This is a genomic window from Achromobacter sp. F4_2707 (assembly GCF_047501535.1).
In the GTDB taxonomy this organism is placed as follows: domain Bacteria; phylum Pseudomonadota; class Gammaproteobacteria; order Burkholderiales; family Burkholderiaceae_B; genus Yanghanlia.
The window spans coordinates 155,202-178,770 of sequence record NZ_JAZDRJ010000006.1 but is presented as its reverse complement, the minus strand read 5'-3'; the positions used below and the strand labels follow the sequence as shown (position 1 = coordinate 178,770).

General features: G+C 58.0%; 28 protein-coding genes. 4 read left to right on the top strand and 24 right to left on the bottom strand.

What is annotated here, in order from left to right:
* The first annotated feature begins 62 nt into the window (after positions 1 to 62).
* On the top strand, positions 63 to 770 hold the full coding sequence (locus VRY85_RS07985) for a Bax inhibitor-1/YccA family protein (protein WP_414598053.1): 708 nt from the start codon (positions 63 to 65) through the stop codon (positions 768 to 770).
* 51 nt (positions 771 to 821) lie between these two features.
* Here VRY85_RS07985 and rarD read toward each other — a convergent pair whose 3' ends face one another.
* The 20 genes from rarD to VRY85_RS07885 form a co-directional block, all read right to left on the bottom strand.
* Positions 822 to 1,715 (bottom strand): EamA family transporter RarD, encoded by an 894-nt coding sequence (gene rarD / locus VRY85_RS07980; RefSeq protein ID WP_414598052.1) that lies wholly within the window; start codon positions 1,713 to 1,715, stop codon positions 822 to 824.
* The gene (locus VRY85_RS07975; protein ID WP_414598087.1) at positions 1,712 to 2,317 is read right to left on the bottom strand and encodes a PIN domain-containing protein; all 606 of its coding nucleotides are present in this window, start codon (positions 2,315 to 2,317) and stop codon (positions 1,712 to 1,714) included. Before VRY85_RS07975 ends, rarD begins: the two co-directional genes overlap by 4 nt.
* Positions 2,318 to 2,418: 101 nt before the next feature.
* Positions 2,419 to 3,006, bottom strand: a complete 588-nt coding sequence (recO, locus tag VRY85_RS07970; protein WP_414598051.1) for a DNA repair protein RecO — start codon at positions 3,004 to 3,006, stop codon at positions 2,419 to 2,421.
* Positions 2,999 to 3,886, bottom strand: a complete 888-nt coding sequence (era, locus tag VRY85_RS07965; protein ID WP_414598050.1) for a GTPase Era — start codon at positions 3,884 to 3,886, stop codon at positions 2,999 to 3,001. Before era ends, recO begins: the two co-directional genes overlap by 8 nt.
* Complete coding sequence (gene rnc, locus VRY85_RS07960) at positions 3,883 to 4,641, bottom strand: ribonuclease III (RefSeq protein ID WP_414598049.1); 759 nt, start codon at positions 4,639 to 4,641, stop codon at positions 3,883 to 3,885. The genes era and rnc overlap by 4 nt, the downstream gene beginning before the upstream one ends.
* Complete coding sequence (lepB, locus tag VRY85_RS07955) at positions 4,641 to 5,528, bottom strand: signal peptidase I (protein ID WP_414598048.1); 888 nt, start codon at positions 5,526 to 5,528, stop codon at positions 4,641 to 4,643. Before lepB ends, rnc begins: the two co-directional genes overlap by 1 nt.
* 21 nt (positions 5,529 to 5,549) lie before the next feature.
* On the bottom strand, positions 5,550 to 7,343 hold the full coding sequence (gene lepA / locus VRY85_RS07950) for a translation elongation factor 4 (RefSeq protein ID WP_414598047.1): 1,794 nt from the start codon (positions 7,341 to 7,343) through the stop codon (positions 5,550 to 5,552).
* 147 nt (positions 7,344 to 7,490) lie between these two features.
* Entirely contained in the window at positions 7,491 to 8,975 is a 1,485-nt protein-coding gene (locus tag VRY85_RS07945; RefSeq protein WP_414598046.1) for a DegQ family serine endoprotease, read from the bottom strand.
* A 54-nt stretch (positions 8,976 to 9,029) separates the two neighbouring features.
* Complete coding sequence (locus VRY85_RS07940; RefSeq protein WP_414598045.1) at positions 9,030 to 10,073, bottom strand: MucB/RseB C-terminal domain-containing protein; 1,044 nt, start codon at positions 10,071 to 10,073, stop codon at positions 9,030 to 9,032.
* Positions 10,070 to 10,555 (bottom strand): sigma-E factor negative regulatory protein, encoded by a 486-nt coding sequence (locus VRY85_RS07935; RefSeq protein WP_414598044.1) that lies wholly within the window; start codon positions 10,553 to 10,555, stop codon positions 10,070 to 10,072. Before VRY85_RS07935 ends, VRY85_RS07940 begins: the two co-directional genes overlap by 4 nt.
* 13 nt (positions 10,556 to 10,568) lie before the next feature.
* Positions 10,569 to 11,174 (bottom strand): RNA polymerase sigma factor RpoE, encoded by a 606-nt coding sequence (rpoE, locus tag VRY85_RS07930; RefSeq protein WP_414598043.1) that lies wholly within the window; start codon positions 11,172 to 11,174, stop codon positions 10,569 to 10,571.
* On the bottom strand, positions 11,171 to 11,638 hold the full coding sequence (locus VRY85_RS07925) for a hypothetical protein (protein ID WP_414598042.1): 468 nt from the start codon (positions 11,636 to 11,638) through the stop codon (positions 11,171 to 11,173). The genes rpoE and VRY85_RS07925 overlap by 4 nt, the downstream gene beginning before the upstream one ends.
* Before the next feature lie 13 nt (positions 11,639 to 11,651).
* The gene (gene fabF / locus VRY85_RS07920) at positions 11,652 to 12,881 is read right to left on the bottom strand and encodes a beta-ketoacyl-ACP synthase II (protein WP_414598041.1); all 1,230 of its coding nucleotides are present in this window, start codon (positions 12,879 to 12,881) and stop codon (positions 11,652 to 11,654) included.
* Between the two features lie 146 nt (positions 12,882 to 13,027).
* Entirely contained in the window at positions 13,028 to 13,267 is a 240-nt protein-coding gene (gene acpP / locus VRY85_RS07915) for an acyl carrier protein (protein ID WP_003800961.1), read from the bottom strand.
* Between the two features lie 115 nt (positions 13,268 to 13,382).
* Positions 13,383 to 14,126 carry a 3-oxoacyl-ACP reductase FabG gene (gene fabG, locus VRY85_RS07910; RefSeq protein WP_414598040.1) on the bottom strand — a complete coding sequence of 248 codons (744 nt, stop codon included), beginning with the start codon at positions 14,124 to 14,126 and terminating at the stop codon, positions 13,383 to 13,385.
* Between the two features lie 5 nt (positions 14,127 to 14,131).
* Complete coding sequence (fabD, locus tag VRY85_RS07905; protein WP_414598039.1) at positions 14,132 to 15,064, bottom strand: ACP S-malonyltransferase; 933 nt, start codon at positions 15,062 to 15,064, stop codon at positions 14,132 to 14,134.
* A gap of 58 nt (positions 15,065 to 15,122) precedes the next feature.
* On the bottom strand, positions 15,123 to 16,097 hold the full coding sequence (locus VRY85_RS07900; protein ID WP_414598038.1) for a beta-ketoacyl-ACP synthase III: 975 nt from the start codon (positions 16,095 to 16,097) through the stop codon (positions 15,123 to 15,125).
* A gap of 38 nt (positions 16,098 to 16,135) precedes the next feature.
* On the bottom strand, positions 16,136 to 17,200 hold the full coding sequence (gene plsX / locus VRY85_RS07895) for a phosphate acyltransferase PlsX (RefSeq protein ID WP_414598037.1): 1,065 nt from the start codon (positions 17,198 to 17,200) through the stop codon (positions 16,136 to 16,138).
* Positions 17,201 to 17,241: 41 nt separating this feature from the next.
* On the bottom strand, positions 17,242 to 17,424 hold the full coding sequence (gene rpmF / locus VRY85_RS07890; RefSeq protein ID WP_414598036.1) for a 50S ribosomal protein L32: 183 nt from the start codon (positions 17,422 to 17,424) through the stop codon (positions 17,242 to 17,244).
* A gap of 17 nt (positions 17,425 to 17,441) precedes the next feature.
* Positions 17,442 to 17,963, bottom strand: a complete 522-nt coding sequence (locus VRY85_RS07885) for a YceD family protein (protein ID WP_414598035.1) — start codon at positions 17,961 to 17,963, stop codon at positions 17,442 to 17,444.
* A 102-nt stretch (positions 17,964 to 18,065) separates the two neighbouring features.
* On the opposite strand from VRY85_RS07885, the gene VRY85_RS07880 reads away from it, so the two are divergent.
* Genes VRY85_RS07880 through VRY85_RS07870 form a run of 3 tightly spaced genes read left to right on the top strand, consistent with a single transcriptional unit; the run spans position 18,066 to position 20,214 of the window.
* Complete coding sequence (locus tag VRY85_RS07880) at positions 18,066 to 18,659, top strand: Maf family nucleotide pyrophosphatase (protein WP_414598034.1); 594 nt, start codon at positions 18,066 to 18,068, stop codon at positions 18,657 to 18,659.
* Positions 18,656 to 19,372, top strand: a complete 717-nt coding sequence (locus tag VRY85_RS07875) for an SAM-dependent methyltransferase (RefSeq protein ID WP_414598033.1) — start codon at positions 18,656 to 18,658, stop codon at positions 19,370 to 19,372. The genes VRY85_RS07880 and VRY85_RS07875 overlap by 4 nt, the downstream gene beginning before the upstream one ends.
* A gap of 56 nt (positions 19,373 to 19,428) precedes the next feature.
* Entirely contained in the window at positions 19,429 to 20,214 is a 786-nt protein-coding gene (locus VRY85_RS07870) for an N-acetylmuramoyl-L-alanine amidase (RefSeq protein ID WP_414598086.1), read from the top strand.
* Positions 20,215 to 20,238: 24 nt separating this feature from the next.
* On the opposite strand, the gene VRY85_RS07865 is transcribed toward VRY85_RS07870, so the two are convergent.
* The 4 genes from VRY85_RS07865 to VRY85_RS07850 are packed head-to-tail and all read right to left on the bottom strand — an operon-like array spanning position 20,239 to position 23,489.
* A complete protein-coding gene (locus VRY85_RS07865; protein WP_414598032.1) occupies positions 20,239 to 20,859 on the bottom strand; it encodes a sulfite oxidase heme-binding subunit YedZ in 621 nt (206 codons plus the stop codon).
* Positions 20,849 to 21,814 (bottom strand): protein-methionine-sulfoxide reductase catalytic subunit MsrP, encoded by a 966-nt coding sequence (gene msrP, locus VRY85_RS07860; protein ID WP_414598031.1) that lies wholly within the window; start codon positions 21,812 to 21,814, stop codon positions 20,849 to 20,851. Before msrP ends, VRY85_RS07865 begins: the two co-directional genes overlap by 11 nt.
* A gap of 56 nt (positions 21,815 to 21,870) precedes the next feature.
* Positions 21,871 to 22,524 (bottom strand): HAD family hydrolase, encoded by a 654-nt coding sequence (locus VRY85_RS07855; RefSeq protein WP_414598030.1) that lies wholly within the window; start codon positions 22,522 to 22,524, stop codon positions 21,871 to 21,873.
* Entirely contained in the window at positions 22,521 to 23,489 is a 969-nt protein-coding gene (locus VRY85_RS07850; RefSeq protein WP_414598029.1) for an RluA family pseudouridine synthase, read from the bottom strand. Before VRY85_RS07850 ends, VRY85_RS07855 begins: the two co-directional genes overlap by 4 nt.
* Positions 23,490 to 23,569 lie beyond the last annotated feature (80 nt).

The window sequence follows — 23,569 nt, the reverse complement described above, 5'->3', positions numbered from 1 at the left end:
TAGGGTGCGCTGACGTGCTTTTTGCGCCGACGTGCATTTAAATTCCAACAAAGGTTGAACACATGAACGATTTCCGCCAACCCCTAAGCCGCGAAGCGAGCTACAGCGGCTCGATTTCCCCGGCAGCACGCAACAAAGTGCTGCGCAACACCTACTGGCTGCTGGCGCTGTCCATGATTCCCACCGTGCTGGGCGCCATGGTCGGCCTGAGCACTGGCTTCAACCAAATCATGGGCGCCAGCCCAGGCATGACAGCCATCCTGTTTCTCGCAGGCGCCTTCGGCCTGATGTTTGCCATTGAGCGCAACAAGAACAGCTCGCTGGGCGTCGCCCTGCTGCTGGCCTTTACATTCTTCATGGGCCTGATGCTGTCCCGCCTATTGGGCTTTGTGCTGGGAATGGGCAACGGTGCTCAACTCATCATGCTGGCCTTCGGTGGCACCGCCGCAGTCTTCGGCGCCATGGCATCAGTCGCCAGCACCACCAAGCGCGATTTTTCAGGCATGCAGAAGTTCCTGTTCATCGGCGTGGTAATCCTCATCGTCGCATCGCTGGCCAACATCTTCTTGCAACTGCCCGCCCTGATGCTGACCGTATCGGTCATGGCCATCGGCATCTTCTCCGCCCTGCTGCTGGTCGACCTGCAACGCATCATTAACGGCGGCGAAACCAACTACGTCTCCGCCACCCTGGCCGTCTACCTCGACCTCTACAACATCTTCTCTAACCTGCTGATGCTCCTAGGCATCTTCGGCGGCGACCGCGATTAAATAATAATGAGGTCTGTCCCGGTTTAAGCTAGCTGTAAGCTTACACAAACCTTAAACCGGGACAGACCCCTTTTTGCGCCAGGCAATTACGCCTTCTACGGCCATGATTAGAACGGCCAGCCAGATGGGGATGTAGGTACCCAGGGAGGCAAGGGTGACGGGTTCGCCCAGCAACAGGAAAGCGACCCAGAACAGCAATACCGGCTCTACATAGCCCAGGATGCCGAACAGGCTGAGGGGCAGGCGGCGGCTGGCGGCTAGGTAACAGACCAAGGCCGTTGAACTGATAACCCCCAGCAAGGGCACCAGCGCCCATAGCGATGGCCGCCCCAGGAACTGTTCCAGGACGCTGACATCTTGTTTAAACAGCAGCCATAGGGCGACAGGGGTGAGCAGCAACATGTCGAACCACAGGCCTGCCAGCGCATTCATGCGCAGGTAACGGCGCAGCATGAAGTATGGCGGGTAGCCGAACATCACGACTGCAGTGGCCCATGAAAACGCCCCTACCCGCAGCAGTTCGTGACTCACACCGATAACCGCCATGAAAACGGCAGCGCGCTGAAAGCGACTGAGCCGCTCACCGTAAAACACCCTGCCCGCCACCACCATAGTCAAGGGCAATAAAAAATAGCCCATGGCGACATCTAGCCCATAACCGTGCAGCGGCGCCCACATAAACAGAAACAGCTGCACCCCCAGCAAGGCTCCGCTGACAAGCATCAAGACCCAAAGCTTCCACTCCTTACGCAGACGCTGGTGGATTTCATGTACGGTCTTCCAGCTACGGGCGCGTGAAAGTAACAAGGCCAGCACAGGCACTGCCAAGACGACACGCCATGCAAAGATGCTCAGCCCCGTAAGGGGGTGCAACAACGTGGCATAGAAGTACAGAGCAGCAAACAAAAAAGAGGAAAATACCGAGAGGAAAACCCCTTGTTTCAACACGCACTCCTACAGAGTCGATTCAGGCGGAACAAGCGCTCACGCTTGAGTATGGTTTCAAGACCATCGGCAGGCTCGAGCCCGGGAGCAGCCGCGTAAAGCGGAATTTCCGGCACGAGCGCCTGCATTTTTTCAGGAAAGGCAGCCCGCATGCGCACCAGCAAATCGTCGGGCTCGAATAGTGCCAGACCATAGCCACGCAATTCAGTACGGTTGAAATCCTTAGTGTTACGCGTGGCGATGCCGGCCCTCAGACCCGGATGCCGCGCTTTGGCACTGCGCCCTGCCGCAATGACATGCCAATCTTTTGGGTCGCTACGGTGCAGGCCATTTTCATAAGTGCTCACATCGCCTTGGTCCGCGTGCGGGAACGCCTGCTGCAAGGCTGCCCATTGGGCGGCAACATCTTCAGCTGGCACACCCCATATACGGGCTGCATTGCGGCACCATTCTTCGCCGATGCGAGTACTCCAAACTGGAATAAAGCAGCCCTGCGCGGCCAGCCTCAGCAAGATTCGGCGCAATACATTGGAAAGCAACACACAGGTATCAAGCACCAGAATATCTGGCAAAGACTGAACCGCCGCGCCTGCAGCCTGCATTGGGAGGGGCGCGGTACCGCTGAACCTGTCGCTAACGGCGTCGCTCTGTGCTTGGTCACCAAAAATGAAGGCCAGATCCACCTGTGCGTGAAGCATCGTGCTCATGAGTAACGCCGTAAATCCAGCATGACCTGGCGTGTACGCAAAGGCCGCCCAAGCAATTCGTCCAACCGCTCTCTCAGCACGGCTCGCATGCGTTTTTCTTCTATGGGGTCATCGAACTGCGGGGGCTCGCCCTCGAAGCCATAACCCGTTTCCTCGAGCAATGTCCATTCAAAGCTTCGTAAGGCGCTGGCCGCCTGGGCGCCCTGCTCTAACGCCTGCAAGGCAGCGTCATAGGCATCGTAAAGCACGGGATGCGGGTCTTCGCGCGGCAGCAGTCGAAGCAGCAGTTCGTTCATGTACCAGGCGGACATCAACGAACGGCCCGCCAGGGGGCGGATACCGGTCAGATCAGCACGAGTCAGAGTCTTGACTTCGCCGGTCCCCGTCCAGGAAACAATCAGCGGCTGGAAAGCCGCCAGCACGGGGCGTAACGCTGAATAAGGCCGCTTAGCGCCTTTGGCCACCATCGCCACATTGCCGTGTTCGCGGCTGAAGATCTGCACAATCAGAGAGGTTTCGCGCCAGGCCGATGCATGCAGCATATAGGCTTTGACATCGCGCACACGCTGCGCGCGGCTACTCATACCCCAAGTCGCGCAATGCGCTGTCGCGCTCAGACCAGCCCTTGCGCACCTTGATGTAAACGTCCAGGAACACCGGCTTATCAAGCAGTTTAACGATGTCCTGGCGAGCTTCGGTGGCGATGCGTTTCATATGATTGCCACCCGCGCCTAGAAGAATCGGCCTGTGGCTTTCGCGCTCGACCACCACGCAGGCGGCAATGCGCGCACCCGAGTCGTTTTCCTCCCACTGCTCTATCACGACCGTGCAACCATAAGGCAGCTCGTCGCCCACCAAACGGAAGATTTTCTCGCGGATGAGCTCGGCAACGATGAAACGCATGGGGCGGTCTGTCAGGGCGTCGGCCTCGAACATGGGCTCGCCCTCAGGCAGCCGGGCAGCGATCTCAGCCAATAGCTGATCCAGTTGGATATCTTTGACTGCACTAACCGGCACAACTGCGGCGTAAGGAAATTCCTTAAGCAGTTTTTCGGCAAAAGGGAAAAGGTCGTTCTTGCTCTTAAGGCGATCGACCTTGCTCAACACCAGAATGGTTTTACCATCCTTGGGCAGCATGGACAGAAGCTGTGCATCGGCAGCCGACCATTTACCGGCCTCGACCACATGGACCACAACATCAACTTCAGACAACGCCTGAGTGACGACCCGGTTCATCATGCGGTTCATAGCGCCGCCATGCTTAGTCTGAAAACCGGGCGTGTCCACGAAAACGAACTGTTCGTTTTCACGGGTGAGCACGCCGTTAATGCGATGACGGGTGGTTTGCGCCTTGCGCGAAACGATAGACAGTTTGGCGCCGATCAGGGCGTTGGCCAAGGTGGACTTCCCCACATTGGGCCGCCCTACGATGGCCACAAACCCGCAGCGAAAAGGTGTAGTCATTTATGTTCCTGGGACAAAGCCACGGGCAGACTTAGCTGGGCGCGGCGTTTACGGCGACGCGGCTCGCCTTTCAGGTTTTCGTTGGTAGCGAGTTGCTCTAGGGCAAGCTGTGCGGCGGCCTGTTCCGCTGCCCGGCGACTGGAACCGGACGCCTGCACACGCAGATCAAGGCGTGGCACATCACATGCCACTTCAAACAGCTGGTTGTGCGCAGCGCCATGCGTGGCAATCACCGTATAAATCGGGAGATCGAAACGCATGGCTTGCAGGCGCTCTTGCAACAAGGTCTTGGCATCCTTGCCTTGATTGACAGGGTCAACATTCGCCAACAGGGTTTCGTACTGTGCAGCAATTACACGGCGCGCCGCCTCAAAGCCCCCATCCATGTAGACTGCCCCAAAGACCGCCTCCAAAGCGTCTGACAGGATGGAAGGCCGCCGAAACCCGCCGCTCTTCAACTCACCCTCACCCAGCTTGAGATAGTCGGACAGCAAAAGGTGGGTGGCGATATCGGCAAGTGTCGCCTGTCGCACCAAGCTGGCCCGCATACGGGAGAGGTCGCCTTCATCGGTGCTTGGAAAAAGATCGTATAACAAAGAGGCGACGACGAAATTCAATACCGAATCGCCAAGGAATTCCAGCCGCTCATTATGGGCGGCTCCATGGCTGCGGTGGGTCAAGGCCTGGACCAACAGATTCCGGTTAGTGAAGCGATACCCCAGCACCGCTTCTAGTCGGGAGAGCTGCGCTGCCATCAGTGCACCCTGCCGACGCGGCTCGGCTCGCTGAAGTTCATCCAGATCAGAAAGGCGCGGCCAACGATATGGTCGTCAGGCACAAAGCCCCAATAACGGCTGTCCAGGCTGTTGTCGCGGTTATCGCCCATCATAAAGTAATGCCCATCTGGCACCGTACAGCGCACCGCACCGTTGGAATACTCGCAATTCTCACGATGTGGAAAATTGGAGATAGGCATATAGGCTTGGCGCTGTTGTCGGTTCAGAAGAATTTCGTGGTTGGTGCCGCCGAGATTTTCCGTATAGCGCCCCACATACGAAGAGCGGTCGGGCTCGTAATAATCGCCCGAACGTTCAGCTTTAACCTGCCGGCCGTTGATGGTAAGCGTTTTGTCGCGGTATTCCACCACATCGCCCGGCACGCCCACCACGCGCTTGATGTAGTCAATGGAGGGTTCGACCGGGTAGCGGAACACCACTACATCGCCGCGCTCAGGATTACCCAGTTCCACCACCTTGCGGTCGATGATGGGCAACCTGATGCCGTACTCGTACTTGTTCACAAGAATGAGGTCGCCGTTTTGTAAAGTCGGCAACATAGAGCCGGATGGAATGCGAAACGGCTCAAACAGGAACGAGCGCAGCAGAAACACCACCACGATGACCGGAAAAAAGCTGGCGCAGTATTCCACCCACCAGGGCGCGCGGTTCGCCTTGTCATAGGCCTCCTGACGCAGCCTGGCGGCTTCTGCTTTGTCCAACCCTGCGACGGAAGGCTCAATCGCCCCCATGGCCGCCACCGCCGCAGTGCGGCGCTGATCTTTAAGCCAGACAATATCCAGGCACCAGACAATGCCGGTGACGACCAGCAAGATGAAGAGAATCAGGGCAAAATCCCAGCTCATACAGGTATGACCTCAGCGACGTTATTTATCTTCAACCTGCAAGATAGCAAGAAATGCTTCCTGAGGGATCTCGACGTTGCCGACCTGCTTCATGCGCTTCTTGCCGGCTTTTTGCTTTTCCAGCAATTTCTTTTTGCGGCTGATGTCGCCACCGTAGCATTTCGCCAATACGTTTTTGCGCAGGGCCTTGACGTTTTCGCGAGCGATGATTTCTGCTCCAATTGCCGCCTGGATGGCAATATCGAACATCTGCCGCGGTATCAGCCCGCGCATGCGCGATACGACTTCACGGCCCCGGTAGCGGGCGTTGGAACGGTGCACAATCATTGACAAGGCATCGACGCGATCGCCATTGATAAGAAGGTCGACCTTCACGACATCCGCTGTGCGGTATTCGAGGAACTCGTAATCCATGGAGGCATAGCCCCGCGACACGGATTTCAGCCTGTCAAAGAAATCGAGCACGATTTCCGCCAGCGGCATCTCGAAAACCAACTGCACCTGCCGACCGTGGTAGGTCATATTGACCTGTATGCCCCGCTTGGCATTACACAGCGACATCACCGGGCCGACGTAATCCTGCGGCATCAGCATCGACACCCTGACAATGGGCTCGCGGATTTCTTCCGTGGCCGCCACTTCCGGCATCTGCGACGGGCTTTCCACGTACAGAGTCCTGTTATCGCTGGTCAGGACTTCATAGACCACAGACGGCGCCGTGGTGATGATGTCCATGTCGAATTCGCGCTCAAGCCGCTCCTGCACAATTTCCATGTGCAGCAGCCCCAAGAAACCGCAGCGGAACCCAAAGCCCAGTGCTTGCGAGACTTCCGGCTCGAACATGAGCGAAGCATCGTTAAGCTTGAGCTTTTCCAGCGCATCGCGCAGTTGGTCGTATTCGCTGCTTTCTACCGGATACACCCCGGCAAACACCTGCGGCTTCACTTCTTTGAAGCCAGGCAGTGCTTTTTCGGCCTTGCGCCCCGCCAGTGTGATGGTGTCGCCCACCTTGGCGTCTTCCAATTCTTTGATGCCGGCGATAACGAAACCGACCTCGCCTGCCGACAAGGCTTCGCGCGGTACCGATTTGGGCGTAAACACGCCGATGTGTTCGCACAAGTGAGTGGCACCCGTTGCCATGAGCTGGATTTTGTCCTTAGGACGCAGCACACCGTTGACGATGCGCACCAGCATCACCACGCCTACATAGTTATCGAACCAGGAGTCGATGATCAACGCCTGCAAAGGCGCTTCAGGGTCACCTTCGGGAGCCGGCACGTTGGCGATGATACTTTCGAGAATATCGTCGATGCCCTCACCGGTTTTGGCGCTGGCACGAATGGCGTCAGTGGCGTCGATGCCAATGACATCCTCGATTTCCTGCGCGGCAGCATCGGGGTCGGCGGAAGGCAAGTCCATTTTGTTAAGGACGGGAATCACTTCAACGCCAAGGTCGATGGCGGTATAACAGTTGGCAACCGTCTGGGCTTCCACGCCCTGCGAGGCGTCAACAACCAGCAAAGCGCCTTCACAGGCGGAAAGCGAACGGCTCACTTCATAAGAGAAATCGACGTGGCCGGGCGTATCGATAAGGTTGAGCGCGTAGATCTTGCCATCGCGCGCTTTGTAGCTGAGCGACGCAGTCTGGGCCTTGATCGTAATGCCGCGTTCCTTTTCGATATCCATGGAATCCAGCACCTGAGAAGACATTTCACGGTCTTCCAAGCCGCCGCAGCGTTGAATCAGGCGGTCAGCCAGGGTGGACTTGCCATGGTCGATATGAGCAATGATGGAAAAATTACGGATGTGATCCATATACCCGGGAACGTGGGGCCCGCACATCACGTGCGAACCGGATGAAGCAGAAAGCCAGAACAAGCGCTTTCTGCGAAAAAAAAGGGAGGTCGCCCAGGGCGCCCCCCTTCGCAACACGGCATTTTAGCCGCTTAGCATTTTAACCGTTTATTTACGTGGAGTTATGGTAACCCACTGGGACTGATCGCCCCGCATGACCAGCACGGCAGCCGGGCGGGATTTATCCAGCTTGCTTACGACAGACGCGTATTGCGCCGGGCTGGAGATATCGGTGTCGTTAATGGTGAGCACGATATCGCCTCGGGACAAGCCTGCTTCCGCAGCCGGGCCTTCCACCTCGGTTACTTCCACACCGCCTTCAAACTGATACTGAGCGCGCGCCGCAGCCGATACCTCACCCACCGTCAGGCCCAGGGCGTCGGCGGGAACAGCTTCCTGCTTGTCGCTGGGGCGGGCTTGGTCTTCATCGGTGCTGGGCATTTCACCCACCATCACTTTAACCGTAACCGTTTTACCTTTGCGCCATAACTCCATGGAAGCACGCGTACCCGGCTTGGTATCGCCCACCAAGCGTGGAAGGTCGGACATGTGGTTAATGTCGCGGCCATCGAAACGCGTGATGACGTCGCCGGAACGCACACCCGCCTTATCGGCCGGGCCGCCCCGCTCGACATTGCTCACCATGGCGCCCATGGCCTTGGGCAGCCCGATCGCTTTGGCAACCTCTTCGGAAACCGTGCCGATCTGTACACCAATGCGACCACGCGTCACCTTGCCGTGATCCTTCAGCTGCTCGACCACACGCATGGCTTCGTCAATGGGGATGGCCAGTGAAATACCCATGAAGCCACCGCTGCGGGATACGATCTGGGAATTCACGCCAACCACACGGCCGGAAAGATCGATCAGCGGGCCGCCGGAGTTACCGGGGTTGACTGCCACATCGGTCTGAATAAAGGGCAAATAGTCGCCGGTTTCACGATTCAGCGCGCTGACAATACCCGCAGTCACTGTGGACTCCAGGCCAAAAGGAGAGCCGATAGCCAACACCCACTGCCCTTTGCGCAGTGAACTGGACTCACCAATGGGCAGGGGCTTCAGCCCCTTGGCGTCGATTTTGAGCAAGGCCAGATCAGTGCGGGCATCGGTTCCGACCACTTTGGCGCGGTGCTCTTTGCCATCGGTCAGGGTGACGAAAATATCGCTGGACCCTGAAATAACGTGGTTATTGGTAAGAATAAAGCCGTCTGCACTAATGATGAAGCCTGAACCCACACCACGCGGCACAGTGCGTTCCTGCTCAGCGGGCTGGCTATCACGCTCGCTGCGCGGATGACCCGGCAGATTGGGCATGAAATCAGGGCCGAAGAACCACCGGAACATTTCGTAAGGGTCATTGCCGCTGGGGCCCATGCGGTTACGCACGCGCACGGTTTCAGTGGTACGGATATTCACCACCGACGCTTCGGTTTGTTCCACCACCTGGGTGAAATCGGGCATGCTGCGCTCAAGCGAGGTGCCCGACTGCGCGAGTGCCGCCCCGCCGATGGGGGCGAAGGCCAGCACAGCCGCTGTTGTCACCCCGGCCATCATCCGCGCAAAACGGTGACTGCCTAGCTGGTTAAATTGCATCTAAGTCTCCAGTCAGAAATTAATGAAGAACAAGTCTGTTGAGAAATCTTGTACTCAAGGTACGCCCAGCGGCACGTATTCAGTGCGCTGTGCGAGTTCTCGCACCGTATCAGCAGGAACTTCGCCCAACACAGTGAGCCAGTGATCACCGATACGTTTGCGATAAACATTCAGTGCGCCTTTGCGCAATAGGCCGAATTCATGAGACGGACTGCCTTTCTCGGCGTACGCCTCGATAAAAACAGAAATACTGGACAAGCCATCAGAAGCGACCAGCTGTTTGAAATGACGCCCCCGCTGCAGCTTTCGTTCCACTTGCGTCAGCGGCTGATAGCCTGGCGGCAGCGGAATTCGCCAGCCTTCAGAGGCAAGATCCACTTCTTTCACTGGTACTTCGACAACTTCCCAGTCCTTAATGTTCCATGCCGGGCTGAGCGCTTCGGAGGTGACATCAGCACCCACTTCCAAGGTATTGAAAACGATCTGGATCAGCACCCCTTCAGAGCCGACCGTCTGGACTCGCAGCGGCAGGCCGGTTTCTTTATCGGCGCAAAAGCGGTAGCCGTAGCGCTGCGAATCACGCGGTTTCAGCTTGAGGACTTGGCAGACCCGGCCCGCCACACGTTCAGGTTCTTCACCGACCTGAAAATCGTAGTGCCCCGGCAAGCGTTCCCCTTCGTCAAGCAGCACGGCAGGAAAACGTTCGGATTCACGTTGCTCCACCAGCACGACTTTGCTATCGGGCAACAGGCATTGAGTGGTTTCATTGTGCCGGATATATTCGCGCGGCTGGCCATCGAGCAGGGACACGCGTTCGCGTTCCCCCGTGCCGTCGACCACATGCACAATGCGGGTGGACAGCACAACATTACCTTGCTGATAGGTATACACCCCGGCGTAATCCAGGCTGCGCGCAGCCTGCTGCATTTTCTGCAGAAGCGCTAAGCCCGGAGATTCTTGTGTTTCCGCCGCATTGACTACCTGCCCGCCTGACATGCCCACTGCTGCAGCCAGAGCTAACCAAGCCAGAAGCCTGAACGTCGCCCCGGAGCCTGGCAGACCTACCGCCCGAGGCAGTGCGCGCATTGCACGACTCATCGTTCGCCTCCAGAGCCATAAGACACTTGCCGGACGGAACCAATACCGGTGATATCACGATGCGCTGCGACGTAGTCAACCAGCGCTTCAGGCTCGGATGCCGCCAGCACCGGCGTTTCGGGTACTGCCGGGCCGCTAGCGGTGAAATACGGCAGCGCCACCCATGCTACAGCGGCTACCGCAGCAGCCACGGCCATGCTGGACAGCCCTGCACGCATGTAGCGGCGCAGCGGCTGCGTGTGAGGCGCAACGATGGGGGGCTCTTCGTCTATGGCGCGACTGATGCGGGCGTAGAGAAAATCGCTGGGCTTAATGGCCAGTTCCTCGCTGCGCAACACATCGCCAATCATGTGATAGGTGTCCCAGACTCGGCGCCCATACGGAGTGTCGAGGTCTTCCGGCCTGATATCGGCCTCTGCGTCGATCCAGGCAGAAATGGACGCCTCGAGGGAAGCTTGAGGTTCCTGCTGTTTAGCTTGCATCTCGCATAACTCCTTACCAACGACGATCAGGGTCGTGATCGTCCCCCAATACCGGTTTCAACTGCGAAGCAATGGCTTCGCGAGCCCTGAAAATTCTTGAACGTACTGTTCCGATCGGACACCCCATGCTTTCAGCGATGTCCTCGTAACTCATGCCTTCGATTTCACGCAAGAGGATGGCTGTGCGGAGATCCTCGGGAAGCGACTGCATGGCAGCATTGACCGTTTCGGCGATCTGGCGGCTGGCCAGCACCGATTCTGGTGTGCTGATATCTGTTAGGTTGTCAATTTCGTCAAAAGTTTCACCCTCACCTGTTTCAATGATGGATGAAGTGACCGGGCGCCTGTTATTTGCTGCTTGCCAGTTGCGCGCTGTATTGATGGCGATGCGATACAGCCAGGTATAAAACGCGCTGTCGCCACGAAATTGCGGCAATGCCCGGTAGGCCTTGATGAAAGCCTCTTGAGTGACATCCTCGATGTCGCCCGGGTCACGAATCATCCGCGACAGCAGCCTCATGATCTTGCGCTGATACTTCAGCACAAGCAGGTCGAATGCGCGTTTATCGCCACGCTGCACTCGAGCCACGAGCGCGGCGTCAACATCACGCTGGTTCATGGGTTTTCCTTATTCTGATGGCTGTTCTCCTGAAGCGGACCTGCCTCGATGCACAAGGCGAGCTCACTCCATAATGGGGCTGGAATAGCAGATTTCCAGATAACCAGACGCAAAACTCTGTGTGGTGGCGCCTGGTAGCGTAAGCCCAGAGTAACCCAGCCCGGCCCCTGCCACACGTAGGCAAGCTCCAGGCGTTCGGCTACGCCTTGAACAAAAAAACCTGTGCCGCCGGGACAGCGGGACAGGTTATAAGCCTTGTGGTGATACGCGCGGTGCAGCCGCAAGGCGACCCACACCGCAGTGAGCGCCAAACAGGCATAAGCGGAAAAGCTCCACGGCGCACCGCCCAAGGCAAGGGTGAGCGCCGCGAATACTATGCTGAATGCTCCAAGGGTGAGCACCACGGCCCCCGCAACGCTGGCCAAAGGCGTCGCTTGCGTAGACCAGGTGGCTGTCTCGCTCACCCCGGCGTACCGGTCAGACCTTACGCACGACCATGGAACCGTTGGTGCCGCCAAAGCCGAACGAGTTCGACAAGGCCACATCAATCTTCAGATCACGCGCAGTATTCGCGCAGTAATCGAGGTCGCATTCAGGGTCTTGATTGAAGATATTGATGGTGGGAGGCGATACCTGCTTATGCACCGCCAATGTGGTGAACACCGCCTCAATGCCTCCTGCCGCGCCCAAGAGATGGCCCGTCATGGATTTAGTGGAATTCACCACCAGCTTGTGGGCGTGGTCTCCCAAAGCCAGCTTAAGCGCCACAGTTTCGTTACGATCGCCCAACGGAGTGGAAGTGCCGTGCGCGTTCACGTAATCGACTTCATCCCCAGCTACGCCGGCATTGCGCAAGGCATTCAGCATGCCGCGGCGCGGGCCGTCGCTATCGGGAGAAGTGATGTGGTGAGCATCGGAACTCATGCCGTAACCGGCAAACTCACCATAAATGCGTGCGCCACGCTTACGGGCATGTTCGTATTCTTCGAGCACCAGCACGCCGGCGCCTTCACCCAGCACGAAACCATCGCGATCCGTGTCCCAAGGCCGTGAAGCCGTGGTGGGATCATCATTGCGCGTGGACAGAGCGCGCATGGCGGCAAAGCCACCAATGCCCAGCGGTGAGACGGTGGATTCCGTACCGCCGGCGATCATGACGTCGGCATCGCCGTATTCGATCAGACGGGCGGCATCGCCGATGGAATGCAGACCGGTTGTGCAGGCGGATACTACGGCGTATGTAGGACCTTTCAGGCCCAGCATGATGGACAACTGGCCCGATACCATGTTGATGAGCGAGGCAGGCACGAAAAAGGGAGAAATACGCCGCGCGCCGCGCTGCATGTATTCAACCTGTTGTTCTTCGATGCGTGGCAGGCCACCAATACCCGACCCGATGATGGAACCGATGCGATCGGCGTTGGACTCGTTGATCTCCAGACCCGAATCGCGCCAGGCCTGCACGCCTGCGGCAATACCGTAATGGATGAAAGTATCCATCGTCTTGGCTTCTTTAGCCGAGATGTATTGCGTAACGTCGAAATCCTTGACCTCACCCGCGATCTGGGCGTTGAACGGCGATGGGTCGAAACGCGTAATGCGGCCGATCCCGGAGCGCCCATTGACGAGATTGTCCCACGCGGTGTCTATATCGTTGCCGACCGGCGAAACAATACCTAGACCGGTTATGACGACACGTCGTTTCACGGATGACTCCTAAATAAAAAAGCGGTTCGAAGCGGCAGACTTACCAGGTTGCCGACCCGATAAGGGGTGGGCTATGGGGACTGCCTCTTGGAAACCGCCTTGAGTTAGCGCCGCGCACAGCAAGCGTGCGCTACCCTGGAAAATGATTACTGCTTGCTGTGCGAGTTGATGTAATCGACAGCCTGTTGAACCGTCGTGATCTTCTCGGCTTCCTCGTCAGGAATCTCGGTTTCAAACTCATCTTCGAGTGCCATCACGAGCTCGACCATGTCGAGCGAATCGGCACCGAGGTCGTCAAGAAAAGAAGACTCGTTCTTGATCTCGGCTTCGTTGACGCCAAGTTGTTCAGCGACGATCTTCTTGACGCGCTGTTCGATGCTTTCCATGCAGATCTCCAAGTTGGGAAAATTCCCGCGAATTATAGCCAAACAACTCTAATCAATGGGTGCTGGCTGTGACAAAAAACAGTTGGAAGCGATTCTAACCCACTCCAACCACTGATTACATATACATGCCGCCGTTCACGTGCAAAGTCGTGCCGGTGACGTAAGCTGCCTGTGGACCGGCCAAAAAGGCCACCGCATTCGCGATATCCGCCGGCGCGCCCATTCTGCCCAGAGGAATCTGCGACAAAATAGCGGAAGTCTGATTTTCGTCGAGTGCGCGAGTCATGTCGGTTTCAATGAAACCGGGCGCCACGCAGTTGACAGTAATACCCCGGCTGCCGAGCTCGCGCGCCAGCGAACGGCTCATGCCCGCCACGCCTGCTTTGGCTGCTGCGTAGTTCGACTGCCCCGGATTACCGCTGGAGCCGATCACCGAAGTAATGTTAATGATACGCCCCCAACGCGCTTTCATCATAGGCCTGATGACAGCGCGAGACAGCCTGAAAACGGCGGAAAGATTGGTTTCGAGAACGGTTTCCCAGTCTTCGTCTTTCAGACGCATGGCGAGGTTGTCGCGCGTGATGCCGGCGTTGTTCACCAGAATATGCGGGCCGCCATCTTCTTTGCTCAACTCTGCCACCAGCGCTTCACACGCAGCGGCATCATTGACGTTCAGGACAACGCCTCGGCCACCCATGGGATCCAATTGTTCCTGTATCGTAGCTGCGCCGCTTTCAGAGGTGGCTGTACCCACCACAACCGCGCCGCGCACCGCCAATTCGTGCGCAATCGCCTTGCCGATACCGCGCGTCGCGCCAGTCACCAGCGCAAGCTTTCCCTGCAATTCTTTTTCTTGCATGAAATTCACCCTTGAACAAGATCGAGAGCCGCCTGCATGGACGCAGGATCGGTAATGGCAAGACCGACAAGATCCTTGTCGATGCGTTTGGTCAGGCCGTTAAGCACTTTACCAGGGCCACATTCGATGACATGAGTCACACCCTGGGCCTTCATAGCCTGGATGGTCTCTACCCAGCGAACGGGGTGCCACGCCTGGCGCACCAGAGCGTCGCGAATGGCCGCCGCATCGCTTTGCGATGCCACGTCCACGTTATTAATGACAGGCACAGCCGGAGCATTAAGCGTGATGCCGCTGAGCGCACCTTGCAGCACTTCAGCTGCCGGCTTGAGCAGGCTGGAGTGGAATGGCGCCGATACTGGAAGCAGCAAAGCGCGTTTAGCGCCTTTGGCCTTAGCCAGTTCACAGGCCCGCTCGACTGCCGCCTTATGCCCGGCGATAACCACCTGAGCAGGCGCATTGAAGTTAACGGCTTCCACAACCTCGGATTCCGCCGCTTGAGCGCACACATCGCGAACGTCGTCGTCAGACAGGCCCAATACGGCAGCCATGGCGCCAGTGCCTACCGGCACGGCAGCCTGCATGGCATCGGCGCGCACGCGCACGATTCGCACGGCGTCTTCGAGGTTGAGCACGCTGGCAGCCGTCAGCGCCGAGTATTCGCCCAAGCTATGACCCGCCATAACAGCCGGCACAGGGCCACCTGCATCACGCCAGGCGGCATACATGGCTACGGCAGAAGCCAGCATGACGGGTTGGGTATTTGTAGTGAGGTTAAGGTCTTCAACAGGCCCTTGCGCAATCAAAGCGGCCAGGTCTTGGCCCAGCGCCTGGGATGCCTGCTGCAGCGTATCGCGTACGGCGCTGTTTTCCGCCCATGCGTCAAGCATGCCGACCGACTGGGAACCCTGCCCGGGAAACACGAATGCAATTTTCATGGTTTATTCTTGAATGCTTTGGAACATAAGCCGCATGCGGCACAATTGCTGTGGCGGGCTACATGCGAGCCAGCACCGAGCCCCAAGTGAAGCCGCCGCCCACCCCCTGCATCAGCACCAGGTCGCCCTGCTTGATGCGCCCATCGCGTCGCGCGGCGTCAAAGGCAAGCGGCACGCTGGCAGCGGAGGTGTTGGCATGCTGGTCAACGGTAATGACGACTTTGTCGTCCGACAGTTTCAGCTTACGGCCCAGAAAATTAATAATGCGGACATTCGCTTGGTGAGGGACCATCCAGTCGATTTCTTCCAAGCTGACCCCGGCCTTGTCGCACACGCTTTGCGCCGAAGCCGCCAAAGCTGTTACGGCCTGTTTGAAAACCGCCTGCCCGTCCATGCGCAGGAAGGGGTCACCCGTGACCTTGCCGTCCACGACGTTACCTGCCACATGCAAGATATTCGCCAGGCTGCCGTCGGCATTGAGTTCCGCTTCGAGAATGCCAGGCTCTTCAGAAGCCTTGAGCACCACCGCCCCGGCGCCGTCGCCGAACAGTACGCAAGTGCCCCGGTCATTCCAATCGAGGATGCTGGAAAACACTTCAGCGCCAATCACCAGCGCATGCTTGGCCCGACCGGAACGAATAAAGGAGTCGGCAGTTGTGAGTGCGTAGACAAAGCCGCTGCACACCGCCTGCACGTCAAACGCGGCAGCGCCTTTGTTGCCCAGCTCAGCCTGCACCAGACACGCAGTGCTGGGGAAGATGAAGTCGGGTGTGGAGGTGGCGACGATAATGAGATCGAGCTCTTCGGCGCTGACGCCGGCATCTGCAAGCGCGTGCTGCGCCGCCTTGACGGCAAGCTGGCTGCTGGTAACACCGGGATCGGCAATATGGCGCTGGCGAATACCTGTGCGCTCAGTGATCCAGGCATCGGAGGTTTCGATCTGCCTGGTCGCCAGTTCGGCCGCCAACTCGTCATTAGAGACCACGCGAGGCGGCAAATAGCCACCCGAACCGATTATCTTGGCATAAGGCATAGTGTGCTTCCTGGCTCCGTTCGTACCGCTGTCGCGCGTCAGGCGGGAGTTTCGTCCGATGTGTCTACGACGGTTGCCTGCATGCGCTCGCGCAAACGCGCGATGGCTTCGGTAGTGCCGGCAAGCAAGCCGTTGTGAACTGCTTCTCGAGTACGCTGCAGCGCGTGACCGAACGCATAAGCGTCGGCGGAGCCGTGACTTTTAATAACAATGCCACGCAACCCCAGCAGCGCCGCGCCATTATAGCGACGATTGTCCACCTTATCGCGCAGACGGTTCAGAACAGGGCGTGCAATAACACCCGCACCCATAGAAAGAACGTTGCGGGTGAACTCGGCGCGCATCATGGATGCAACCATACGCGCCACACCTTCTATCGATTTCAGCACCACATTGCCGACAAAGCCATCACAGACGATGACATCAACCGTGCCCTTGCAAATGTCGTCGCCTTCCACGTTGCCATGGAAGTTCAAACCGCTTTTGCGCAAGAGCTCGGCCGCCTGCTTGACGACCTCATTGCCCTTGATGACTTCTTCGCCAATGTTGAGCAGGCCAACCGTGGGCTGCTTGCGCTGATCCAACGCACCGACCAAGGCCGTTCCCATAATGGCGAACTGCAGCAGATGTTCTGCCGAACAATCAACATTGGCGCCAAGATCGAGCACTGTGGTGGCTCCGCCCTTGACGTTGGGAATAGACGTAGCGATCGCCGGGCGATCAATACCGTCGAGCGTTTTGAGCAGATAACGTGAAACCGCCATCAGCGCACCCGTATTCCCAGCAGAAACGCAGGCGCCGGCCCGGCCGTCTTTGACAGCCTGGATGGCGACACGCATAGAAGAATCTTTTTTTCGCCGCAAAGCGGTTTCCACTGTGTCATCCATGAGAATGACTTCGGAAGCGGGCAGGATTTCATACCAGCCCGCGCTTTGCACGCCTTCTTTTTCCAGCGCACGCCCTATCATTTCAGCATTCCCGGACAGCAGAAAGTGCGTGTCAGGATGCTGCTTAGCGAATTGCACAACAGCGGGTATGGTGACCGACAGACCGTGGTCACCACCCATGCAATCCACCGCCAGGCGTATGGGTGTCGCAGACATCTAGAATAGGTTTCCAGCCGCTTTCGTAATAAGGGCGAGAATTACTCGTCGTTCTTGGTCTTGAGGACCTTGCGACCGCGGTAGAAACCGTTGGGGCTGATGTGGTGACGCAGATGCAATTCGCCGGTAGTCGGCTCAATTGCTGTGGGGGGCGTGGTCAAAGCGTCGTGCGAACGACGCATGCCGCGCCTTGAAGGACTTTTCTTGTTTTGCTGAACGGCCATGGTGGACTCCTGTTAAATCAATCTTTCTTTAGTTTCGCTAGCACCGCAAATGGCGATGGGCGACCAGTATCGCTGCCCTCGGGAGTTTCAAGTTCCTGAGGCAACGACGGACAAACCTCGTGCTTGGGCACATAGGGCAAAGCCAGGATGAGCTCGTCCTCGACAAGCTCCAGAACATCAAAAAACGACGACCCCAGCAGATGATCCGGGATATCGGGATCATCCACCCCTGCTTCTTCGGCTTCGATTTCCGCCTCGGTTTCGACCAGCCGCAGACGGTTTTCCATCTGCAGGGAGTAATCGAACATCGAAAGGCAGCGTTGGCATTCCAGCGTAACGTCGACCCGGGCCCGCAGCGTCATAAAGCACTGCCCCAAGGTGTTCGTTTCGCCGCTAACCGACCAGCTTACAACACGGCCAGTTTGCTCAGGCAGACCCTCAAGCAATCGGGAAAAGCCTGCCAGCGGTGCTTCGCCATGCTGCTCCTGCACCAAACGGGCAAGTTCCCAAGTATCAACCGTTAAAGCTGCCTTGCGCATTACAATTTACCTGAAACCCAAGGCATCAAGTACGAAGAAAACGTAGAATAATAGCTGTTTGGCGGCCTGCCAGTCAATTCATTTAGCCACAACCCTGCCACCATGCGTCTCATTCTAGCCTCAAGTTCGCCTTACCGCCACGACATGCTCAAGCGTCTTGGCCTGCCTTTCACCGCCATTTCCCCAGAAATCGACGAAAGCCCGCAGCCCGGAGAAAGCCCGGTAACCCTGGCTGTACGCCTGTCCCGCGCCAAAGCCGATGCAATTACCGCCCGGCACCCAGAAGCGCTGGTGATCGGCTCCGATCAGGTCGCAAGCTTTGACGGCCAGTGCATCGGCAAGCCCGGCAGCCACGACAACGCCGTAGCGCAACTGCGTATGTTAAGCGGGCGCAGCGTGGAATTCCATAGCGCCCTGTGCTTAAGCAATGGTCATAAAGCCATCACCGAGAACGTTATCACCACCTGCCGCTTTCGCACGCTGGACGATTTAGAAATCCAGAATTACCTGGAACGTGAACGCCCCTATGACACCGCCGGCAGCGCCAAGGCAGAAAGCCTGGGCATTGCCCTGATGGAATCCATGAGCTCCGACGACCCCACTGCCATTATCGGGCTGCCGCTTATTGCCCTTTCTCGCATGTTGCGTAAGTTCGGCATCAACCCGCTGCTAGCCTCTACAGGAGCCTGCTCATGAACCCCGGCACACTGCATTTGATTCCGGTTGGCCTGGGCGACGCCCCGCCTTCTTCCTGGCTGCCCGAAGACGTGCGCCTGCTGGCCGGGCGGCTCGATACCTATATTGCCGAAAACGCCAAAACAGCACGCGCCTTTCTGAAACTCATTGGCACGGCACGCCCCTTGCAGGAAATCACGATTCACACTCTGAGCAAGGATGTCGATGCGCGGCAAATCCGCCAATGGCTGGAACCCCTGCGCCAGGGAGGAGAAATCGGCTTGGTTTCCGAAGCAGGTTGCCCAGCCGTGGCCGACCCCGGAGCACGAGTGGCAGCCATGGCGCACACGTTAGGCCTGCGCGTCGCGCCGTGGGTGGGGCCGTCTTCGCTGTTGCTCGGCCTGATGGCCAGCGGCCTGGACGGGCAGCGCTTCACGTTCCATGGTTACGCCCCGGTCAAGCCCGATGAACGCGCTCAAAGCCTTAAAGCCTGGGAAGCCGCCTCACGGAAACACTCACAAACCCAGCTTTTTATTGAAACGCCTTATCGCAACGACGCCATGTTTCAGAGCCTGCTGCAAACGCTCAAGGGCGACACTCAACTCTGCGTGGCCAGATCCCTGACCACAACAGACGAATGGATACGCACCCACAGCATTGCCGAATGGAAACAAAAGCCCCAACCCGATCTGGCCAAGAAACCCACTTTATTCCTGTTTCTGGCCGCCCGCTGAAGCGGAAACGCCCACGTTGGTGCGCCACCACAACTAGCTGGCTCAGTGGCGCAAGGCTGCCACGTCTGGCTGGCAGCGCAATACTGGCTTGTATCGCCCTGCTGGCCGGCTGTGCGGCGCCCGACGGCAGCACGGCACTGCGCGTTGACCGCAGCATACAAGCCATCAGCCAGAGCAGCCGCGTCTCGTTCGTCGTGCTGCACTATACGGTTGCCAATACACCCCGCTCTCTGGATATTCTGTCGAAGCGCAATGTCAGCAGCCACTACCTGATTACCGACGAAGACCCCCCGCGCATATATCAACTCGTTGATGAAAGCCGCCGCGCCTGGCATGCGGGCCAGAGCGAATGGTATGGCCGCAGCGACTTGAACGCCTCATCCATTGGTGTGGAAATCGTCAACAAGGGCCCGGTGGACGGCGGCTGGCAACCTTATACAGAGAACCAGATTTCAGCGCTGATCACACTGCTGCAAGACATTGTTGCCCGCCACCAGATCCATGCGCGCAACGTGGTCGGCCATAGCGACATTGCTCCACAACGCAAACAAGACCCCGGGCCCGCCTTCCCCTGGAAGCGACTGGCCGACGCCGGCCTGGGCCGCTGGTACGATGAAGCCAAGGCCGCCCGACTGGCAGATCAATATCGGGCGAAAGGCTTGCCGCCGGCGGCGGCCATTCAGGAAAAATTGCGCCATGCGGGCTATGCGGCGCCACATAGCGGAACCCTGGATGCCGAAACACGCCGCGTACTGCGCGCCTTCCAAATGCATTTCCGCCCGGCCCGCCACGACGGTGAGCCCGACGCGGAAACCCTGGCTATTCTTGACGCCCTGCCCTAACCAAGCGCTATCAGCGGCCCGTGTTCAGCCCCTGCTCGCCCGCCATAATATATAGCGGGCTATAAAAAGCGCGGCCAGTACCAGCCCATACAGTACGGGCTCCAGGTAATCGACCTTGCCGCTACGCACCAGCCAGAAGTGCCAGACCGACAACACGGCAATGCCATACACGCTGTAGTGCAGCCGCTGCCAGTTGCGGCCCAAACGCCGCATCCAGCCCCGGGTGGAAGTCACCGCCAGCAGCATCATGGGTATGAAGGCCAGCACCCCCACCCACACAAAAGTACGTTGCAGGATGTCGGCCCACATTTCCGCCAACACGCCGCCGCGTTCCCAGTACGCCCAGCCCAGCACATGAAGGACAGCGTAAAAGAAGCTGAACAGCCCCAGCATGCGCCGCACCGTGACCAAAGCGGGCTGCCCCAGCAACCGCCGCACAGGTGTCACACAAAGCGTGGCCCACAACAGCACCAGCGACCACACACCGGTTGAGCGGATCAGAAACTCCGGCGGATTCACCCCCAGACCATTCGCTCCCAGGGCCAGCCACACCCAGCGGAACACCGGATACAGGCAAAGTAGAAATAACAGCGGCTTAAAACGCCCCACTGTGCGCGCAGACCACTGACGCTGCTTAGAAGTCACGAGCGAGATCCATGCCCGTGTAAAGCGAAGCCACCTGTTCGCCATAACCATTGAACATGCGCGTTTTCACCCGGGGCGCCAGTATATGGTCGCCAATACGCCGTTCCGTGGCCTGACTCCAGCGTGGGTGCCGCACATCGGGGTTTACATTGGCGTAGAAACCATATTCTGTCGGTGCAGCCACCATCCAGCTGCTGCGCGGTTGTTGTTCCACGCAACGGATACGCACAATGGATTTGGCCGATTTGAAGCCATATTTCCAGGGCACGGCCAGGCGCAGAGGCGCGCCGTTCTGGTTGGGCAGCGCCTTGCCGTACAGGCCAAAGACCAACAAGGTGAGCGGATGCATGGCTTCATCCATACGCAGCGCCTCAACATAAGGCCAGTCGATAATCCCGCGTTTCACGCCAGGCATGGCATCGGGTTGCAAGGCCGTTTCAAACGTAATGTATTTGGCATTGCCAGTGGGCTGGACCTGCTTGAGTACTTCCGCCAGCGGATACCCCACCCAGGGGATCACCATGGACCACGCCTCTACACAGCGCAGGCGGTAAACACGTTCTTCCATTGGCGCCAGCCGCCGCAATTGGTCTATATCGAAGGTGCGTGGTTTAAGCACTTCGCCACCCACCTCGACAGTCCAGGGCTCAGTCACCATACGGCCCGCATAACGAAGCGGGTCTTCTTTATCGGTGCCGAACTCGTAGAAATTGTTGTAGCCGGTGATCTCACGCCATGCGTTAGGTTTGTCGACAACGGAAAACGCGCCATTTGGCTGCCCCGGCAATTCGGGTAGATCATCTCCGCCTGTGGCACGAGCCGCCAGCGCGGCAGGCCCCGCTCCTGCCAACACCCCTAAAGCGGCTGCCTGCCCCAACCAGCGACGGCGCGACTGCCAGACCTCGGGCGGGGTAATTTCAGAAGCGGGAATCAGGGGCACACGGAATCTGGACATGCCTGCTCCTTAAAAACAATGCTGCACCGCGCCCGATGTGCGAGCGCGCTACGAACTTAGAGACGCGCCGACAACCAGTTGTGCATTTCCCGGACACTGGACACCATGACAGTGGGTTCGGACATCAACAGTGTACGCTTGCTATGTGCGCCATAGGTGACCGCCATGCTGTCCACCCCTGCGCTGGCCGCCATCTGCACGTCGTGCGTGGTATCACCCACCATCAGCATCTCTTCGGGCTTAAGGTCCAGCCGCTGCATGATGTCGAACAACATGGCCGGATGCGGCTTACCCTTTGACTCGTCAGCACAGCGCGTGCAATCAAAGCGGCTTGTCAGTTGATGCGCTTGCAATACGCGATCCAACCCATGACGCGACTTGCCTGTCGCCACTCCGAGGCGGATATTCTGCTCTTGCAGGTGATCGAACAAGGGCAGAATGCCGTCAAACAAAGCCAATTGCTGATCGAACAGAAAAAAATGATGCCGATAACGTTCGATAAAGAGTGGAATCTGCTCTGGTTGTAAGCCCGGCGCACAACGCTGCAAAGCCTGATCCAACGACAAGCCTATCACCCAGCTGGCCTCTTCTACAGAAGGAACGGGCTGCTCAAGATCGACACAAGCTGCCTGGATGGCCCCCGCAATAGAGGCCGTAGAATCCATCACCGTTCCATCCCAATCGAAAATAACCGCCTTGTACCGCTTCACTTGTTTCGCTCCAGATGATGCAGAATATCAACGCACGCGGGCGGCAACGGTGCTTCCAGCAACAGGTTCTCACCTGTTAGCGGGTGGGGAATTTCCAGTTGCGCCGCGTGCAGGAACATGCGCTTGAACCCCAAGCGCGTGAAATGCTCGCGCACTTCGTCGGAACCGTATTTGTCGTCTCCCACAATGGGAAAACCGCTGGACGCCAAGTGCACCCTGATTTGATGGGTGCGACCGGTACGAAGTTCCGCTTCGACCAGAGTGTAGCGGCCAAAACGCTTCAAGCACGTGACAATGGTGTGGGCAGACTTGCCTTCGGCATCCACCTTGACGCGCCGCTCGCCACCCGCCGTCAGCCATTTGAGCAAAGGCTTGCGAATATGCTGCCTATCGTTCACCCAGTCACCGACAACCAGCGCTTGGTAAATTTTCCGCCCGGCACTTTGCCGGAACATATTGTGCAAGGCCAATAACGCTTTGCGCTGCTTGGCCACAATCAGCAAGCCGGATGTTTCGCGGTCAAGCCGGTGGGCGAGTTCCAGAAAGCGCGCCTGCGGGCGCGCCGCGCGCAGCTGCTCAATCACGCCGAAGGAAACGCCGCTGCCGCCGTGCACCGCCACACCCGCAGGTTTGTCGATCACCACCATGGCGTCGTCTTCGTAGACCACTGGAAAGGCAAAGGGCGGCACTTTACGGGGCTCATCGGCCGCAGGCAGACGCAGAGGCGGAATCCGCAGCATATCGCCTTCAGCCAGGCGATGATCGGCCTGAACCCGCCCTTTATTCACACGTACCTCACCACTGCGGATGGCCTTGTAAATGTGACTTTTTGGAACACCTTTGCAGACTTTGACGAGAAAATTGTCAACTCGCTGACCGGCCGAGTCCGGCCCGATGCTCAACATGCGCACCGACGGGCGCTCTGATTGTGAAGAAGATGTTTTACGCTTGGGGAAAACAGGCATATAATCGCGTCAGCCTATAGAAGCTGAAAAAACGCCGACGTAGAGATGCAAGGGTGCGTCTCCGTTGGGCGAACGGGCTC

Bases quoted from the DNA above. Each gene is read 5' to 3' on its own strand.
- VRY85_RS07985 (WP_414598053.1), top strand. From the start codon at position 63: ATGAACGATTTCCGCCAACCCCTAAGCCGCGAAGCGAGCTACAGCGGC.
- VRY85_RS07975 (WP_414598087.1), bottom strand. From the start codon at position 2,317: ATGCAGGCTGCAGGCGCGGCGGTTCAGTCTTTGCCAGATATTCTGGTG.
- recO (WP_414598051.1), bottom strand. From the start codon at position 3,006: ATGAGTAGCCGCGCGCAGCGTGTGCGCGATGTCAAAGCCTATATGCTG.
- era (WP_414598050.1), bottom strand. From the start codon at position 3,886: ATGACTACACCTTTTCGCTGCGGGTTTGTGGCCATCGTAGGGCGGCCC.
- rnc (WP_414598049.1), bottom strand. From the start codon at position 4,641: ATGGCAGCGCAGCTCTCCCGACTAGAAGCGGTGCTGGGGTATCGCTTC.
- lepB (WP_414598048.1), bottom strand. From the start codon at position 5,528: ATGAGCTGGGATTTTGCCCTGATTCTCTTCATCTTGCTGGTCGTCACC.
- lepA (WP_414598047.1), bottom strand. From the start codon at position 7,343: ATGGATCACATCCGTAATTTTTCCATCATTGCTCATATCGACCATGGC.
- VRY85_RS07945 (WP_414598046.1), bottom strand. From the start codon at position 8,975: ATGCAATTTAACCAGCTAGGCAGTCACCGTTTTGCGCGGATGATGGCC.
- VRY85_RS07940 (WP_414598045.1), bottom strand. From the start codon at position 10,073: ATGAGTCGTGCAATGCGCGCACTGCCTCGGGCGGTAGGTCTGCCAGGC.
- VRY85_RS07935 (WP_414598044.1), bottom strand. From the start codon at position 10,555: ATGCAAGCTAAACAGCAGGAACCTCAAGCTTCCCTCGAGGCGTCCATT.
- rpoE (WP_414598043.1), bottom strand. From the start codon at position 11,174: ATGAACCAGCGTGATGTTGACGCCGCGCTCGTGGCTCGAGTGCAGCGT.
- acpP (WP_003800961.1), bottom strand. From the start codon at position 13,267: ATGGAAAGCATCGAACAGCGCGTCAAGAAGATCGTCGCTGAACAACTT.
- fabG (WP_414598040.1), bottom strand. From the start codon at position 14,126: ATGCAAGAAAAAGAATTGCAGGGAAAGCTTGCGCTGGTGACTGGCGCG.
- fabD (WP_414598039.1), bottom strand. From the start codon at position 15,064: ATGAAAATTGCATTCGTGTTTCCCGGGCAGGGTTCCCAGTCGGTCGGC.
- VRY85_RS07900 (WP_414598038.1), bottom strand. From the start codon at position 16,097: ATGCCTTATGCCAAGATAATCGGTTCGGGTGGCTATTTGCCGCCTCGC.
- plsX (WP_414598037.1), bottom strand. From the start codon at position 17,200: ATGTCTGCGACACCCATACGCCTGGCGGTGGATTGCATGGGTGGTGAC.
- rpmF (WP_414598036.1), bottom strand. From the start codon at position 17,424: ATGGCCGTTCAGCAAAACAAGAAAAGTCCTTCAAGGCGCGGCATGCGT.
- VRY85_RS07885 (WP_414598035.1), bottom strand. From the start codon at position 17,963: ATGCGCAAGGCAGCTTTAACGGTTGATACTTGGGAACTTGCCCGTTTG.
- VRY85_RS07880 (WP_414598034.1), top strand. From the start codon at position 18,066: ATGCGTCTCATTCTAGCCTCAAGTTCGCCTTACCGCCACGACATGCTC.
- VRY85_RS07875 (WP_414598033.1), top strand. From the start codon at position 18,656: ATGAACCCCGGCACACTGCATTTGATTCCGGTTGGCCTGGGCGACGCC.
- msrP (WP_414598031.1), bottom strand. From the start codon at position 21,814: ATGTCCAGATTCCGTGTGCCCCTGATTCCCGCTTCTGAAATTACCCCG.
- VRY85_RS07850 (WP_414598029.1), bottom strand. From the start codon at position 23,489: ATGCCTGTTTTCCCCAAGCGTAAAACATCTTCTTCACAATCAGAGCGC.